Below are 13730 nucleotides of genomic sequence, written 5' to 3' on the forward strand. Positions count from 1 at the left end.
CCGGATTCATAGATGAAAAAAGCACAGGTAAAGATAGGATTCCAGCGCCTTGTGTAAAGGGAAATCTGTCCCGCGTCCGGGGGTGTCGTTTGCGGTTAGTGCTTGATCGCAGGCCTGGCGAACATTACCATTGGAAGAGCTTTTTTGTTGAAGTGGGAAATGCTGTATGGTGTATACTATTCCGTTTGCAGTGTCGTATCTACAGTTGGTCGTAAACCACAACCCAGAAAGCACGCCGAGTGTCCTTTTTACTCCGGACCGCCGCCGTTCTGATCATGCTGACCTTCGTGCTTGGCGTGATTCTGCCCACGGCCCGCGGGCAACGCACCCCCGATTTTCAACGCACCCCCGATTCTCCCGTTACGAGTTGGCAGAAGCTTGAGACGCGGATGACCGACAACTGCGCCCTGTGCCACCAGCGTCTGGGTGAACCCCTCGCCAGGCAGGTCGCCGAGTGGCAGGGCAGCATACATGCCTGGCGCGGCGTCTTCTGCGACACGTGCCACGGGGGCGATCCCACCAGCACCATACTCACCGTGGCCATGGGCGAGCAGAACGGGTTCATGGACGCACCGCTGCCCGAAGCCATCCCGGAAGACTGCGGACGCTGCCACCCCGAGGCCCTGGAGAGCTTCTGGGAAAGTGCCCACGGGGATCTGTTCGAAGCCAATGACTTCGAACCCGAATGCGTCACCTGCCACAACAGCCACGACGTGACGGAAGTGCACATCGACATGGTGTCCATCACCGCGCCCTGCGGCGAATGCCACGACCAGGACTACATCGACGAGGTCCGCAATCCCCTGATCGACACGGACGGGAGAATCGAAAGGCTCTACGAAGAGATCCTGGCCATGCCCGGCGACAACCCCAATGTGCCTTATCTCCGCAACCGTCTCGTCCGCGTCCGCAAGGAGTTCCGCGGCCTGGCGCACTACCTGGCCACCAACACCATCGTCACCAAGCGGCAAGCCATCGACCGGGAACTCGACTACATCGAATTCATGCTGCATTTCGATGACAGCACGGTCGAAGGCAAGTAGCCGGAAGACCGTGTTCAGCCCCTCGGTTTCCCCCGAAGTTTCCCCCAAAACCGCCACACCGGATTTTCGCTTTTCCAGGGTTATTTCTGTTGACTTTCCCCGTGGTCGCCGCTAATTTTGACTGGCTTTGCCCGAGACGATTGCCGAGGTAGCTCAGGCGGTAGAGCAGTGGACTGAAAATCCATGTGTCGACAGTTCGACTCTGTCCCTCGGCATTTTCCAGAATACAACGAATATCCCGCTTCGAAACGGGCCTACTGGCTGGCGTGGCCCGCACCGGCATGGCCCGCGCCGGTGAGCCCCGTCCAGACCTGGACCGCGCCGGCGTGGTTCGTACTGGCCGGGTCCACAGACCACATCATCCAGCGTGCCGTACCCGGTGCGCTCCCCTGGCGGGACCGGCAAACCCCAGTTGCCACGCTCGCAAGCCCCGGATCCTGTTTCCACTGCAACCTTTCTTGAGCCGAACGAGTCGAAACGATCGACATCAGTCCGCATTAACGGCCGATCGAGTCGAAACGATCGACATCAGTCCGTATGAACGGCCGATCAAGCACGTCGAATGCGTACCGAAGCCGCGCTAACGCGCCGATTCACCCGAGTTCCCGCTCGAGACAGGATACCACGCGATCATGTTCCGCAACTACCTCACGATTGCCTATCGTAACGCCCTGCGCCACAAAGGATACGCCTTAATCAACGTCATGGGCCTCGCGGTCGGGATGACCTGTTGCATCCTGATCCTGCTATACGTCCAAAACGAACTCGGTTATGACCGGTACGCGTCCCGGCACGACCGCATCTACCGGCTCACCATGGCGATCGAGACGCCGGACAGGGCGGAAACCCGCACCGCGCGAAGTCCGACGGCCTGGGGGTGGATGCTGACCGACGCCTTCCCCGAAGTCGAAGGATTCACTCGCATCAAGGCGCCGCTGGTCTCCTGGCAGGTCACGTACGTGGAAGGCAACAGACGGTTCAATGAACCCGGTTTCTACTTCGCGGATCCCGGCATCCTGGATCTGTTCGACTTCAACCTGGTGCGCGGCGACGCGAACACGGCCCTGAACGCCCCCAATACGGTGGTCATGACCGAATCCACGGCGGCCAGGTACTTCGGAGACGAGGATGCCCTGGGCAAGGTGATCCGGATCGACAACACGTACGACCTGACCGTTACTGGCGTTATGGAGGACGTGCCGCGCAATTCCCATATGACCTTCGGCTTCCTGGGATCCTTCGAAACCCTGAACGTCAACCCCATCTACGGGGGAACGGATTACGGCAGGAATACGCAGAACTTCGGTCCGGACCTGTATACCTACCTTCTACTCGCCGAAGGTATCCCGCCCGAATCCCTCGATCCGAAACTGGCGGAGTTCATCGAATCGCGCTACGGACCGGCCCTGAACCAGTTCAACGCGCAGATCGAAGCCGAACTCCAACCGCTGACCAGCATACATTTGCATTCGAATCTAGACGGGGAACTCGGCGCTAACAGCGATATCGCCTACATCTACATCTTCTCGGCCGTTGCGTTCTTTCTCCTGTTGATCGCCTGCATCAACTTCATGAACCTGGCGACGGCCCGATCTGCCGGCCGCGCCCGGGAAGTCGGCATCCGCAAGGTGCTGGGGGCGTTCCGCGTTCAGTTGATCGGCCAGTTCATGGGCGAATCCACGATCATGGCGGTAATTTCACTGTTCCTTGCCGTGGGTCTGGTCTACGCGTTTCTTCCCGCGTTCAACGCCCTGGCCGGCAAGGTCCTGGTCTTTGCCTTCGACGATATGAGCATGGCATTCGGCCTGATCGGCATCGTGGTACTGGCCGGTGCGCTGGCCGGAAGCTACCCGGCGCTGTTCCTGTCGTCGTTCCAACCCGTCTCCGTGCTGAAGGGCTCCTCCAGGGCGGGTACGGTGAACACGAACCTGCGGAAGATACTGGTCGTGCTGCAATTCGTGATCTCCGTCGTGTTCATCATCGGCACGGGCGCGGTAGCGGACCAGATGCGGTTCGTGCAGGACAAACACCTGGGATTCGACAAAGAACAACTGGTGGTCATGCCGCTCGGAGATCCCAGACAGCGCCTGATATACAATGCCTACAAGGATCAAATCAGCAGTTATCCCAACGTATTGGGCGTTACGGTGGCAAACGAAATGCCGGGCGGCCTGGTGAACGACATCCTCTTCACGCCGGACGGCGCGCCGGAAGAGGAACTGGTCCGCATCAACAACATGTGGATCGATCACGATTTCATCCGCACGATGAACATCGAACTCACGGCGGGACGCGATTTTTCCAGATCCTTCCCCACGGATACGCTGCAGGCGTTCGTGATCAACGAGGCCGCCGTGAAATGGCTGGGTTGGGAAGGCGCTCCGCTCGACAAGAAAATCCGCCTGGGGAACTTCAAGGACGGCCGGGTCATCGGCGTCGTGCGGGACTTCCACGTGCGGTCGCTGCACAGCGGCATCGAACCGATGATGCTGCAGCTGGCGCCCGGCCCGGATCCGCTCCACTATCTCGCGATCAGGATCGCGCCGGATGACGTGGCCGAAACGATGGGATTCCTGGAAAACAGCTGGCGCGAGATCTATCCGGACGATTCGTTCACGTATTCGTTTCTCGACGAGGACTTCAACCGGCTGTACCAGAATGAAGTACGGCAGGGAAGCATCTTCCGCAGCTTTTCCTTACTGGCCGTCTTCATCGCGTGCCTGGGTCTGCTGGGACTCGCTTCCTTCACGGCGGAACAGCGAACCCGGGAAATCGGGGTGCGGAAAGTGCTGGGGGCATCCGCGTCCGGCATCGTCGCGCTGCTTTCGAAAGAATACGTCCGGCTGGTCGTATATGCCAACCTCATTGCCTGGCCCATCGCTTACTTCGTGATGAACGACTGGCTCGACGGCTTCGCGTACCGTACGGACCTTTCTCCCTGGATATTCGTGCTCGCCGCGGCACTGGCCATCGCCGTTACCATGCTTACCGTAAGCTACAGAGCCGTCAGCGTCGCCCATACCGATCCCGTGGACGCCCTGCAGCACGAGTGAACCGTGGACGCCCTGCAGCACGAGTGAACTGTCTGCGCCCCTGCGTCAATTTCAGGTTTGACGACCTCCCCGTTCGAATGTAGATTCCTTCGACCATGCGCTGGCCCTGCCGAGGCCCTGCCGAGCCCTACCGAGGCCCTGCCGAGGCCCTGCCAACGTGGCGCCCAGACTGGCGTTCAGGCAAGCACTATGGCAAGCGCTCCGGTATCAGGATCGCCCCAGGGCCTGTGCCTTCGGATCACCATGCGAACATGACGTCGCGCATCGCGGTACATCGCGCGAGCATGCCAAGCCGACCGGGAAAGACAGCGCTGATCGTGGCTACGAAAACCTATGATTCGCTGCCTTACACCGAACCGAACCACCTCGTCCGGGATTTCGCCAGCCGCGGCATCGTCGCCCTGCCGCCTGAAAGCCTCGGCATCCCCGAAGAGATCCACCAACGCATATACACGCTGGAGAAGCAGGCCTACCTGGCAAGAAAACCGGTGACGCCAGGCGGCATACCTGAAGTCCTTGAAGTCATCAATGCGCCGGGTGTCGTCGATGCCTGCAACCGGATCGTGGGCCGGAACTGGGCCATAGTCCCCTTTACTCACAATGCCTCCTTCGCGAGCGGCGCCCGGGACCAGCACTGGCACAAGGACGACAACGGCCCGTACAACGGCCGCAAGCAGCGCCATCACCAGGCTGTACAGATCGAGATGCTCTACTATCCCCAGGACGTGACCGAAGTCATGGGCCCTACGGCCACCGTTCCCTACTCGCACTACTGGACGTTCAACCACGAAGAAAACCACGACAATTTCGCGGGTGCCGACCACCTCGATTTCGAATATCAGATCAGCGGGATGGAGGGTGTCCCGGTGAGCGGTCCCGATTCCAAATACGACTGGGAGGACGTCGTTCACCGGCGCACGGCCCACGACGTCCGGATGCGGGAAGCCGTGTCGAACACGGGATGGCCCCTCGTGAAACCCCTCGAGGCGGCGCCGCTGCGGGCGGGAAGCGTGCTGCTTTATTCACACAACACGTTCCACAGGGGGAACCACCGGAGAGACGACTGGCGCCTGTGGGACGCCCATCCCCGTTTCATGTGGCGTTTCTGGATCTATCGGACGACGGAACCGGACGGCGATGACCGCGATGAGCCCGGCGAAATTGCCTGGCGCGATATCGGCGTAGATCCCCTGACCGCGGTCGATCTGCGGGAGGCGAACGACGACACGACCGTGGTCTGGAGACACCATGATCACTGGATGCGGACGGGGCGGACGCCGCCACCGCGACCCGAAGCCCGTGCACTGCCCCAAGCGGGACGCGAAGCGGAGGCCGCTGAACTGTACGAACAGCTGCACGCCATGGGCGACGAAGCGGAGCCCCAGCGTATCGGCGCGGCCTACCGACTGGCCTCGATCGGAGACGACGCACTGGCCGTCCAGCACCTCGGCGCAGCGCTCTACAGCCACCGGGAGAGTGTCCGCCGCGCCGCAACCTACGGCCTGATCGCCGTCGGGGAGCAGGCCACGAAGACCTTCGTCGAAGCGACGAAGTCGCCGGTCAAATGGGTCAGGAAGGCCGGTGTGTACGGATTAGGCGACTGTGCCCCACTCACCGGCGAAGTACTGGCAGCCGCCGCTTCGCTGCTGCATCACGACCCTTCCGTGTACGTTCGTGCCGTCGCCGCGGGAACGATGGGCTGCCTGGGTCGCCGCGCCGCCGGGACGGGCGTTGGACGGTCCCTGGCGCCCCGGTGCCTCGAAGCGCTGGTCCGCAGTCTCGAACGGGAAGAAAACCGGTTGAGCATGGACCTGGCCCAGCAGCGGAGCATCAAGTTCGCACGGCCCACCGACGAGTGCGACGTCTGCGAAGGCAACGGCGTCGACATGGGCCTCGAGCGATTCGAACCGGTGCGCTCCGCGGTGCGGGAGAACGCCCTGTGGTCCATGGTCATCCTCTGTTCCCACGGGGCCAGCCTGGCGGGCGATGCGCTGGATTCCACCATCGATGCCCTGACCGAGGTGGTGCACAGCGACCGCAACGTCATCTGCGTGGGGTTCGCCATGGACGCCCTCAGTCGCCTGGCCAACCTGGAATCCGGCGGGCCGGAAACGGATGAGCCCTCGCCGGCTGCTCTCGACCGGCTGCGCGCGGATCTTCTCGCGTTGCTTGGCGAGCCCCCTATCCGGTGCTGGGAAGCGCTCGTACGCGGCGGCCTGAGCACGGAACATCTTTCCACATTTTCCGATACCGGCTAGCCCGGCCTTACCCTTCCATTCCGCTATTCACGCAGCGCATCGTACGCCCCGGGCTGTACCGCGCCTAACACCATGTTTCCAGGTGACTGCCGTGCCCCACATCCTCGTCGACAACATCGTCAAGACCTTCCGGATCGCCCAGCGGCGCCCCGGCCTCTGGGGCGCGCTACACGGGGTAGTGCGCCGTGAATACCGGACGATCAAGGCCCTGGACCGCGTCTCCTTCGAACTGGATCCGGGAGAACTGGTGGGCTACATCGGTCCCAACGGGGCGGGCAAGTCCACGACCGTAAAAGTCCTCTCCGGCATCCTGGTGCCCGATTCGGGATGGTGCGAGATCGACGGCCGCATCCCGTGGCGCAACCGGATCTCCAACGCGGCCAACATCGGCGTGGTGTTCGGCCAGCGGACCCAGTTGTGGTGGGATTTGCCCGTTATCGAGTCCTTCGATCTGCTGAGGGATATCTACCGGATCGGGGGTGATGAATACCTCCGGGCCAGGAACGAGCTCGCGGCGCTCATGGACCTGGAACCGCTGTACGACGTCCCGGTGCGCCAGCTCAGTCTCGGCCAACGCATGCGGTGCGACCTGGCGGCGGCCCTGCTGCACGCGCCTTCGGTGCTCTTCCTGGACGAACCCACCATCGGACTGGACGCCGTTTCCAAGCTTGCCGTGCGGGATTTCATCAAGCGGCTGAACCGGGAACGGGGCGTCACCGTCGTGCTGACCACCCATGACATGGACGACATCGAGGCCCTGTGCGACCGGGTGATGGTGATCGGACACGGGAGGATCCTGTCCGACAGCACGCTGGACGACCTGCGCACCCGCGTCACCCGGGAGCGCCGCCTCATCATTGACCTGCTCGACGAAGGCCAGGCGATCGAGGATCCGGACGTTACCTTCATCTCGCGCAGCGGCAACCGTGTCCACCTGCAGTTCGATCCGGACCGCGTCCGGACGGCCGCCCTGATCAGCCGGATCACGGCGAAGTACGCCATCAAGGACCTGTTCGTCGAGAACCCGCCCATCGAAGAGATCATTTCACGGCTTTACGACGAACACGAACTCCGTTAAACCCGGACAGGCAGGATGCAATCGTTCGTTCTCCCCTACACCGCCGTGCTGTCCGCCCGGTTCCGGATGATCCTCCAGTACCGGGCCGCCGCCATTGCCGGGTTCGTCACCCAGATCGGCTGGGGCGCGATCCGCGTCATGGCCATGGAGGCGTTCTACCGGTCCACGAGCGCCCCCCAGCCCATGCACCTCGAGGACGTCGTGACCTACATCTGGCTGGGCCAGGCGCTGCTCGGCCTGCTTCCGTGGAATCCCGATACGGAAATCCGCGCCATGGTGCGGTCGGGCACCGTGGCCTATGAACTCGTCCGGCCCGTGAACCTCTATACCTACTGGTTTTCCCGGTCGATGGCATTCCGGCTCGCGCCGACCTTCATGCGTTCCATCCCGCTGGCGATCCTTGCGTTGCTGTTTTTCGGGATGGAGGCGCCCGCCTCGCCCGAAGCCCTCGTATTCTGGCTGGCGGCGACCCTCGGCGCGGTGCTGCTCAGTACAGCCCTCACCGTGATCCTGTCCATCACGCTGATGTGGACGATTTCCGGGGAGGGCGTGTCCTTTCTGGTCTCACCGGTCATCTATTTCCTGGCGGGGATGGTCATCCCCCTGCCCCTCTTCCCCGACTGGGCGCAACGCGTACTCGATCTCCTGCCGTTCCGCGGCATCTGCGACGCGCCGTTCAGGCTGTACATGGGCCATATCCCGGCCACGGAAGCCTGGGCCGTGCTGTTTCACCAGCTGATCTGGATCGTCATCCTGGTCGCCTTCGGCGCGTGGCTGCTCTCGAGAGCTACCCGCCGGCTCGTTGTACAAGGGGGTTGAAGGATGGCGGGCCCGCTTGCACTGTATACCCATTACGTGAGCATCTCCCTGCGAAGCCAGATGCAGTACAGGGTCTCGTTCCTGCTCGGTACCCTGGGCCAACTGTTCAGCACGGGGGTGGAATTCATAGGCATCCTCGCCCTGTTCGACCGCTTCGGCAGCCTGAACCAGTGGACGCTCGCCGAGGTCGCCTTCTTCTACGGAATCGTCAACGTGGCGTTCGCCGTGACCGACATGTTGTCCCGCGGCTTCGACCACGTGGGCCAACTGGTACGCACCGGCGAGTTCGACCGCATGCTGCTCCGGCCCCGGAGTACCGTGCTCCAGCTGATCGGGCAGGAATTCACCCTGAGGCGGCTTGGGCGTTTTGGCCAGGGCGCCGGCGTGCTGCTATGGGCGACGTTTTACCTGGACGTCGACTGGTCTCCATCGGTCGCGGTCCTTACCGTGGTCACCGTATGCTGCGGCGCCTGCTTCTTTCTGGGACTGTTCATCAATATCGGCACGGTGTCCTTCTGGACCACGGAAACGCTCGAGCTCATGAACGTGTTGACCTACGGCGGCATCGAGGCTTCGAAATACCCGCTGGCCATATACCGAACCTGGTTCCGCCGGTTCTTTACCATGGTGATCCCCATGGGATGTGTGACCTATTTTCCGGTCGTGGCTATCCTCGGCCGGTCCGATCCGCTGGGCACGTCTCTCGCGTTTCAGTACGCGGCTCCCTTGTTCGGCCTGCTCTATTTCGTCCTGTCACTGTTCATCTGGCGGCTCGGGCTCCGGCACTATCGTTCGACGGGCAGCTAGCGCGCGCCGTTCAGCGGGCAGCTAACGCGCACCGTTCGACGGCCCGATCGGCGCGCCGTCCTTCTTGACGATGTTCCGGAGCGCCTGTTTATTGGTCCGGTATGGCGAACAACAGGCAGTACCGATCCAGAACGATGTTCGTGGGTACACGCGGCGTCAAGGAGTACCGGGCCAGCATACCCCGCTGGGTGAACGGCTCCGATACCGTGCTCGAAATCGGCTGCGAATGGGGCACGACCACCACGATCATCGCCGAACACGCCGCGGCCGTCATCGGCACGGACGTCAGCCCGGTGGTCATCGAAAGGGCCCGGGAACGCCACCCCCACATCCGGTTTGAAACGCTGGACGCTTTCGACGTGCGGGCCGCGCTCGAATTGAACGAGGACTTCACCAAGATCTATATCGACATGTCGGGGATATCAGGATACCGGTCGCTGCTGGACCTGATCGCCCTGCTGAACAGCTACGCCGCCGTATTGCGACCGGAAGCGATCGTGGTCAAAAGCGGCGCCCTGAAGCACTTCGCCTCCCGTTGCATTCCCTTCGGAGATGATGGAGCCTGGCGTGAGCGAGGACATGACAACCCGTGAGTCCCGCGGTGCCCATCGACGAAAGACGGGCATCCTCGTCCACGGATACAATCTGCATGCCGGCCAGTGGGAGGACGTGACCTGGGGCACACCGCCGGAACGGATCGGCCGCGTGCCCATGGGCGTGCTTGTGGCCCAGAGCGAGCAGGCGGACGTGATGGTCTTCGGTTCGGGCGCTTCGGAAAAGGACGGGTTGCTCGAATCCGAGGCGGCAACCCGGTTGTTGTGGGAGCGGTTCGACGAACTCGCCGGATTCGCGGTTTTCAAGGGTTGGGAGACCGAATTGACCCGTCCTCCCGCGGCCAGCCGGTTCAGGCAGCGGATCGAATCCATACTGCACCTGGACCGGACGTCGAAGAACACCCGTGACGAAATCGCCCATGCCGGCCGGGTTTTTATCGATCGGGACGTGGAGCGGGTCATCCTGGTCTCTAGCCCGACCCATCTGCCGCGGTGCCTGAGGGACGCCTGTGCCATCTACGGGGAAGACGGGGACCTGTCGGGCCTGCTGCGGGAACTTTACGCCGCACCGAGCATCACCGGATACCCGGGGTACACGGCGGAGGACGTAGCCATATTCGAACCGCCCCATCGTCCGGACAGGCCGGGCGGCGTGGACAGCCGAGTCGGTGCGAACCGACGGACCGTGAAGGACCACCCGGACCGCCCGGTCCGCCCGGACCGCCCGGACCATCCTGGGGCTGACCTAAGCCGGGTGGTTGCCCGGGCGCACGATATTCCGGAGAACCAGCGGGAGCGTTTCATCCGGCGCCTGGATGACCTGCTGCAGGAGTTCGAGGCGTAAACGCCGGTCCGGCAATCACCGGTCGGGCAAACAGCGGCCCCTCGGCTGGATCAGTAAAGCGAGCGGTCCATAACGAGGAACCAGACATGATGACCCCGGAACAACGGTACCTGTTCGACGTGTTCGGCTACCTGCACATCGAGAACGCGCTGTCGAAGCAGGAGCTCGAGGCCTGCCAGCGCGCGTCGGCCCGGTACATGAACACGCCGGAGGACAAACTGCCGCCGGGATTCGGGTTCGACGGCAAGCGCCACCTCCACGGCTTCGCCTTCGACAAGTCGCTCGAGGCCCTGACCCGCCATCCGTCGATCTGGTCCATCGTGCGGGAACTCACCAACGACAAGCCCCGGCTGATCAGCGGCACGCTCCAGGTGGACCGCCCCGGGGAATCGGCCGTAGGGGGCCTGCATTGCGCCCGGGAGGGTTTCGGCTGGGAGAGCACCCGCTACGAGACCCATCATGGACGGGTCTACTGCGACGACATTATCGTGTTTCCCTACCTGGACGACGTTTTTCCCGGCGACGGCGGCCTTATCGTGCTGCCCGGATCCCACAAGGCGAATTTCCCCCGGCCGGACAGCCTGTTCAACGACGGACTCATGCACGGTGTGGAGGACCTCGCACCGGGCGTGGTCAACATCACGCCCCGGGCGGGCGACATCATCGTGACTTCCGAGCTCATGACCCACGGCATCCTCGAATGGCGGCCCGGTGACCGGATCCGGCGCATCCTGGTGCTGCGGTACAAGCCCCAGCACGCCGGACTGGCCATGCCGTTCCCGGATGAGATCAAGGCCGTACTGTCCCCCGAAACGCTGGAACTCATCGAGACCGCCCACTACAACCACGTCAAGGACATTGTCAAGGACGACATGGCCGGCGGCCCGGAGAGCGGCCCGGAGGACGACCAGGTGGGCGACCCGGAGGACGGACGGCAAGGGGCAGCCCCATGAATATCCGGAATATCCACGCCTTCACCGTGGATCTGTCCAAGGCCAGGAAGGCGGTAAAGACATCGCTGCAACGAAAGGGACGGCAGCCGTCAGGACCCATGGACCGGTACCCGGAGTACCGGGGTCGGCGCGGAGACGCGGGAGCCGCCTGGCCTTCGGCGGCGTGTATCGTGGAATCGGACGACGGTACTTTCGGCCTGGGACTGACCCAGCATAGCGGTCCCGTCCTCCCCATAGTCAACGAGCATTTCAGGCCGCTTTTGACGGGGCAGTCCGTCGTGGCCACGGAAAAGTGCTACGATCTCATGGTTCGAGCGAGCGCGGCCTACGGAAGTCTTGGCGCGACGAGCTACGCCATCAGCGCCGTGGACCTGGCCCTGTGGGATTTGAAAGGAAAGCTGCTGGGCCGGCCCGTGTACGAACTGCTTGGCGGTCCGCAGAAGGACCGCATCGTCTGCTACGCCACGGGGTTCGATTTCGACTGGTACCTCGAACTGGGGTTCAGGGCGGTGAAACTGCCCATGCCCTATGGACCGGAAGATGGTATCGACGGATTGAACAAAGCGGTGGAGATGGTGGAGGAGACCAGGTCCGCGATCGGAAACGATGTCGAGTTGATGCTGGACTGCTGGATGGCGCTGGACGTGGAATACGCCGTGCGCCTCGGCGAATCGCTGAAGCCCTACCAGCTGAAGTGGCTGGAAGACTACCTGATGCCCCACGACCTGGACGGGTTCGCCGCCGTCCGCCGGCGCTTGCCCGGGCAGGGCCTCGCGACCGGAGAACACTGGTACCTGGCCGAACCGTTCCTGTATGCCGCGGAGCACCGGCTAGTGGATATCTTCCAACCGGACGTCAAGTGGTGCGGTGGGCTCTCCGCCGCAGTCCGCATCTGCCACATCGCCGAAGCCGCGGGCCTGACCGTCGCCCCGCACGGCGCCATGAACGATCCCTACGGCCAGCACCTGGTCTTCGCCATGCCCGCGGCCCGTTGGGGAGAACGTTCCAGCGGGGTCTCTCCGCCCGGAGTACCCTTGTCGGATATGGTTGAATTGCCGGGAACGGCCGTGATCGAAGGCGGTTGCCTGGTCCCCAGCGATGCCCCCGGTTTCGGCATCGAAGCGGACCGGGCCTGGCTGGACCGCGTGGCCGTCTGAGCCCTAATCCCCGGTCTCCAGGTCTTCGGAGTCCGGCGAGAGATGAATTGTCCGGGTGGGGAAGGCCATCTCGAGACCGAGCGATTCGACGATCTCCATGATCTTCAGGTTGACGTCCTCCCTGATCCGCAGATAATCCGCCCATACCGTAGTCGCGGTAAAGTAGTAGACCATGATGTCGAGCGAGTTCTCGGAAATCTCGTTGAACCGCACGAGCATGGTCGATTCCTGGCTGACCTCGGGATGGGTGCGCAGCAGTTTTTCTATCCTTGAAACCGCCTCTCTCATCGAGTCGGACGGCGTATCGTAGGTGAGTCCCACCGTGATCCATACCCTCCGGTATGGACGGGACGAGATATTGTCGATCACGAATTCAGCCAGCCGGTTGTTGGGGATGGAGACGAGGGTCTGTTCAAAGGTCCGGATCCGGGTGCTGCGGAATCCAATGCTCTCCACCACGCCTTCGATTTCCCGGTCCGGCGAAACGATCCAGTCTCCCGCCACAAAGGGCCGGTCGACCAGCAGCATGATGGACCCGAAGACGTCGGCCAGGGTCTTCTGGGCGGCGAGGGCCACGGCCAGTCCGCCGATCCCCAGGCCGGCCAGCAGACCGGACACCGAGTAGCCCAGGTTCTGCAGGATCATGAGTGCGGCGAGGATCCATACCATGATCTGCAACGCCCGTTCTACGAGGGGCACGAGGTGGTCGTCCAGGGCCGTATCCGTCTTGCGCGCCCACTCCTTGAGCATCGACGTAAAGACATTGACGCATCGAAAGATCATCCAGGCCGTCAAGAGGGAAAAGGGCACCCAGAACCCGGCCCGCAACACTCCCATGACCATCTCGGGCGGACGCAGCGTATAGACAGTGAGATATAGCCCCAGCACGAGGATCACCCATTCGAGGGGTTTCTCGACCGCCATGATCAGCAGGTCGTCCAGGTGGGTCGTGGTGACGCGGGCCAGCCGTTTGGCGACGCGGGTCATCAGGTGCTTGAACACCCATTTTACGACAAAGGTTCCCAGGAGAATCGCGAAGGCGATGCCGATTTCCTGGCCCGACCACTGCCACGACAGCTCAAGGAGGTTGATGAGGGTATCCATAGTCCATTCCTTCCCGCCAGGGCCGGTACTTCCGGCATTTTTTTGTCGCATCGCCGGCGC

At 62.7% G+C, this 13730-nt stretch carries 11 protein-coding genes and 1 tRNA gene; 11 read left to right on the top strand and 1 reads right to left on the bottom strand.

What is annotated here, in order from left to right:
• The first annotated feature begins 239 nt into the window (after positions 1 to 239).
• From F4Y38_15690 to F4Y38_15740, 11 genes are all read left to right on the top strand, one after another.
• The gene (locus tag F4Y38_15690) at positions 240 to 1043 is read left to right on the top strand and encodes a hypothetical protein (protein MXY50722.1); all 804 of its coding nucleotides are present in this window, start codon (positions 240 to 242) and stop codon (positions 1041 to 1043) included.
• A gap of 142 nt (positions 1044 to 1185) precedes the next feature.
• Positions 1186 to 1258: transfer RNA gene (locus tag F4Y38_15695), tRNA-Phe, on the top strand.
• Positions 1259 to 1675: 417 nt separating this feature from the next.
• Positions 1676 to 4096: an FtsX-like permease family protein gene (locus F4Y38_15700; GenBank protein MXY50723.1), complete on the top strand. Its 2421-nt coding sequence runs from the start codon at positions 1676 to 1678 to the stop codon at positions 4094 to 4096.
• 95 nt (positions 4097 to 4191) lie between these two features.
• Positions 4192 to 6354 carry a HEAT repeat domain-containing protein gene (locus F4Y38_15705; protein MXY50724.1) on the top strand — a complete coding sequence of 721 codons (2163 nt, stop codon included), beginning with the start codon at positions 4192 to 4194 and terminating at the stop codon, positions 6352 to 6354.
• A gap of 91 nt (positions 6355 to 6445) precedes the next feature.
• Positions 6446 to 7432, top strand: coding sequence for an ATP-binding cassette domain-containing protein (locus F4Y38_15710; protein MXY50725.1), 987 nt, complete (start codon positions 6446 to 6448; stop codon positions 7430 to 7432).
• Positions 7433 to 7447: 15 nt separating this feature from the next.
• Positions 7448 to 8251: a hypothetical protein gene (locus F4Y38_15715; GenBank protein ID MXY50726.1), complete on the top strand. Its 804-nt coding sequence runs from the start codon at positions 7448 to 7450 to the stop codon at positions 8249 to 8251.
• Positions 8252 to 8254: 3 nt separating this feature from the next.
• On the top strand, positions 8255 to 9058 hold the full coding sequence (locus tag F4Y38_15720) for an ABC transporter permease (GenBank protein ID MXY50727.1): 804 nt from the start codon (positions 8255 to 8257) through the stop codon (positions 9056 to 9058).
• 101 nt (positions 9059 to 9159) lie between these two features.
• Positions 9160 to 9651 carry a class I SAM-dependent methyltransferase gene (locus F4Y38_15725; protein ID MXY50728.1) on the top strand — a complete coding sequence of 164 codons (492 nt, stop codon included), beginning with the start codon at positions 9160 to 9162 and terminating at the stop codon, positions 9649 to 9651.
• Complete coding sequence (locus tag F4Y38_15730; protein MXY50729.1) at positions 9611 to 10456, top strand: hypothetical protein; 846 nt, start codon at positions 9611 to 9613, stop codon at positions 10454 to 10456. The genes F4Y38_15725 and F4Y38_15730 overlap by 41 nt, the downstream gene beginning before the upstream one ends.
• 86 nt (positions 10457 to 10542) lie before the next feature.
• Complete coding sequence (locus F4Y38_15735; GenBank protein MXY50730.1) at positions 10543 to 11409, top strand: phytanoyl-CoA dioxygenase family protein; 867 nt, start codon at positions 10543 to 10545, stop codon at positions 11407 to 11409.
• The gene (locus F4Y38_15740; GenBank protein MXY50731.1) at positions 11406 to 12566 is read left to right on the top strand and encodes an L-rhamnonate dehydratase; all 1161 of its coding nucleotides are present in this window, start codon (positions 11406 to 11408) and stop codon (positions 12564 to 12566) included. Before F4Y38_15735 ends, F4Y38_15740 begins: the two co-directional genes overlap by 4 nt.
• Positions 12567 to 12569: 3 nt before the next feature.
• On the opposite strand, the gene F4Y38_15745 is transcribed toward F4Y38_15740, so the two are convergent.
• Positions 12570 to 13721, bottom strand: a complete 1152-nt coding sequence (locus tag F4Y38_15745; protein ID MXY50732.1) for a mechanosensitive ion channel family protein — start codon at positions 13719 to 13721, stop codon at positions 12570 to 12572.
• Positions 13722 to 13730: the final 9 nt, after the last annotated feature.

It is taken from the genome of Gemmatimonadota bacterium (genome assembly GCA_009838645.1).
In the GTDB taxonomy this organism is placed as follows: domain Bacteria; phylum JAAXHH01; class JAAXHH01; order JAAXHH01; family JAAXHH01; genus JAAXHH01.

Coding starts and splice junctions, on each gene's coding strand:
- F4Y38_15735 (MXY50730.1), top strand. CDS start 10,543: ATGATGACCCCGGAACAACGGTACCTGTTCGACGTGTTCGGCTACCTG.
- F4Y38_15715 (MXY50726.1), top strand. CDS start 7,448: ATGCAATCGTTCGTTCTCCCCTACACCGCCGTGCTGTCCGCCCGGTTC.
- F4Y38_15725 (MXY50728.1), top strand. CDS start 9,160: ATGGCGAACAACAGGCAGTACCGATCCAGAACGATGTTCGTGGGTACA.
- F4Y38_15705 (MXY50724.1), top strand. CDS start 4,192: ATGCGCTGGCCCTGCCGAGGCCCTGCCGAGCCCTACCGAGGCCCTGCC.
- F4Y38_15720 (MXY50727.1), top strand. CDS start 8,255: ATGGCGGGCCCGCTTGCACTGTATACCCATTACGTGAGCATCTCCCTG.
- F4Y38_15700 (MXY50723.1), top strand. CDS start 1,676: ATGTTCCGCAACTACCTCACGATTGCCTATCGTAACGCCCTGCGCCAC.
- F4Y38_15740 (MXY50731.1), top strand. CDS start 11,406: ATGAATATCCGGAATATCCACGCCTTCACCGTGGATCTGTCCAAGGCC.
- F4Y38_15730 (MXY50729.1), top strand. CDS start 9,611: ATGATGGAGCCTGGCGTGAGCGAGGACATGACAACCCGTGAGTCCCGC.
- F4Y38_15745 (MXY50732.1), bottom strand. CDS start 13,721: ATGCGACAAAAAAATGCCGGAAGTACCGGCCCTGGCGGGAAGGAATGG.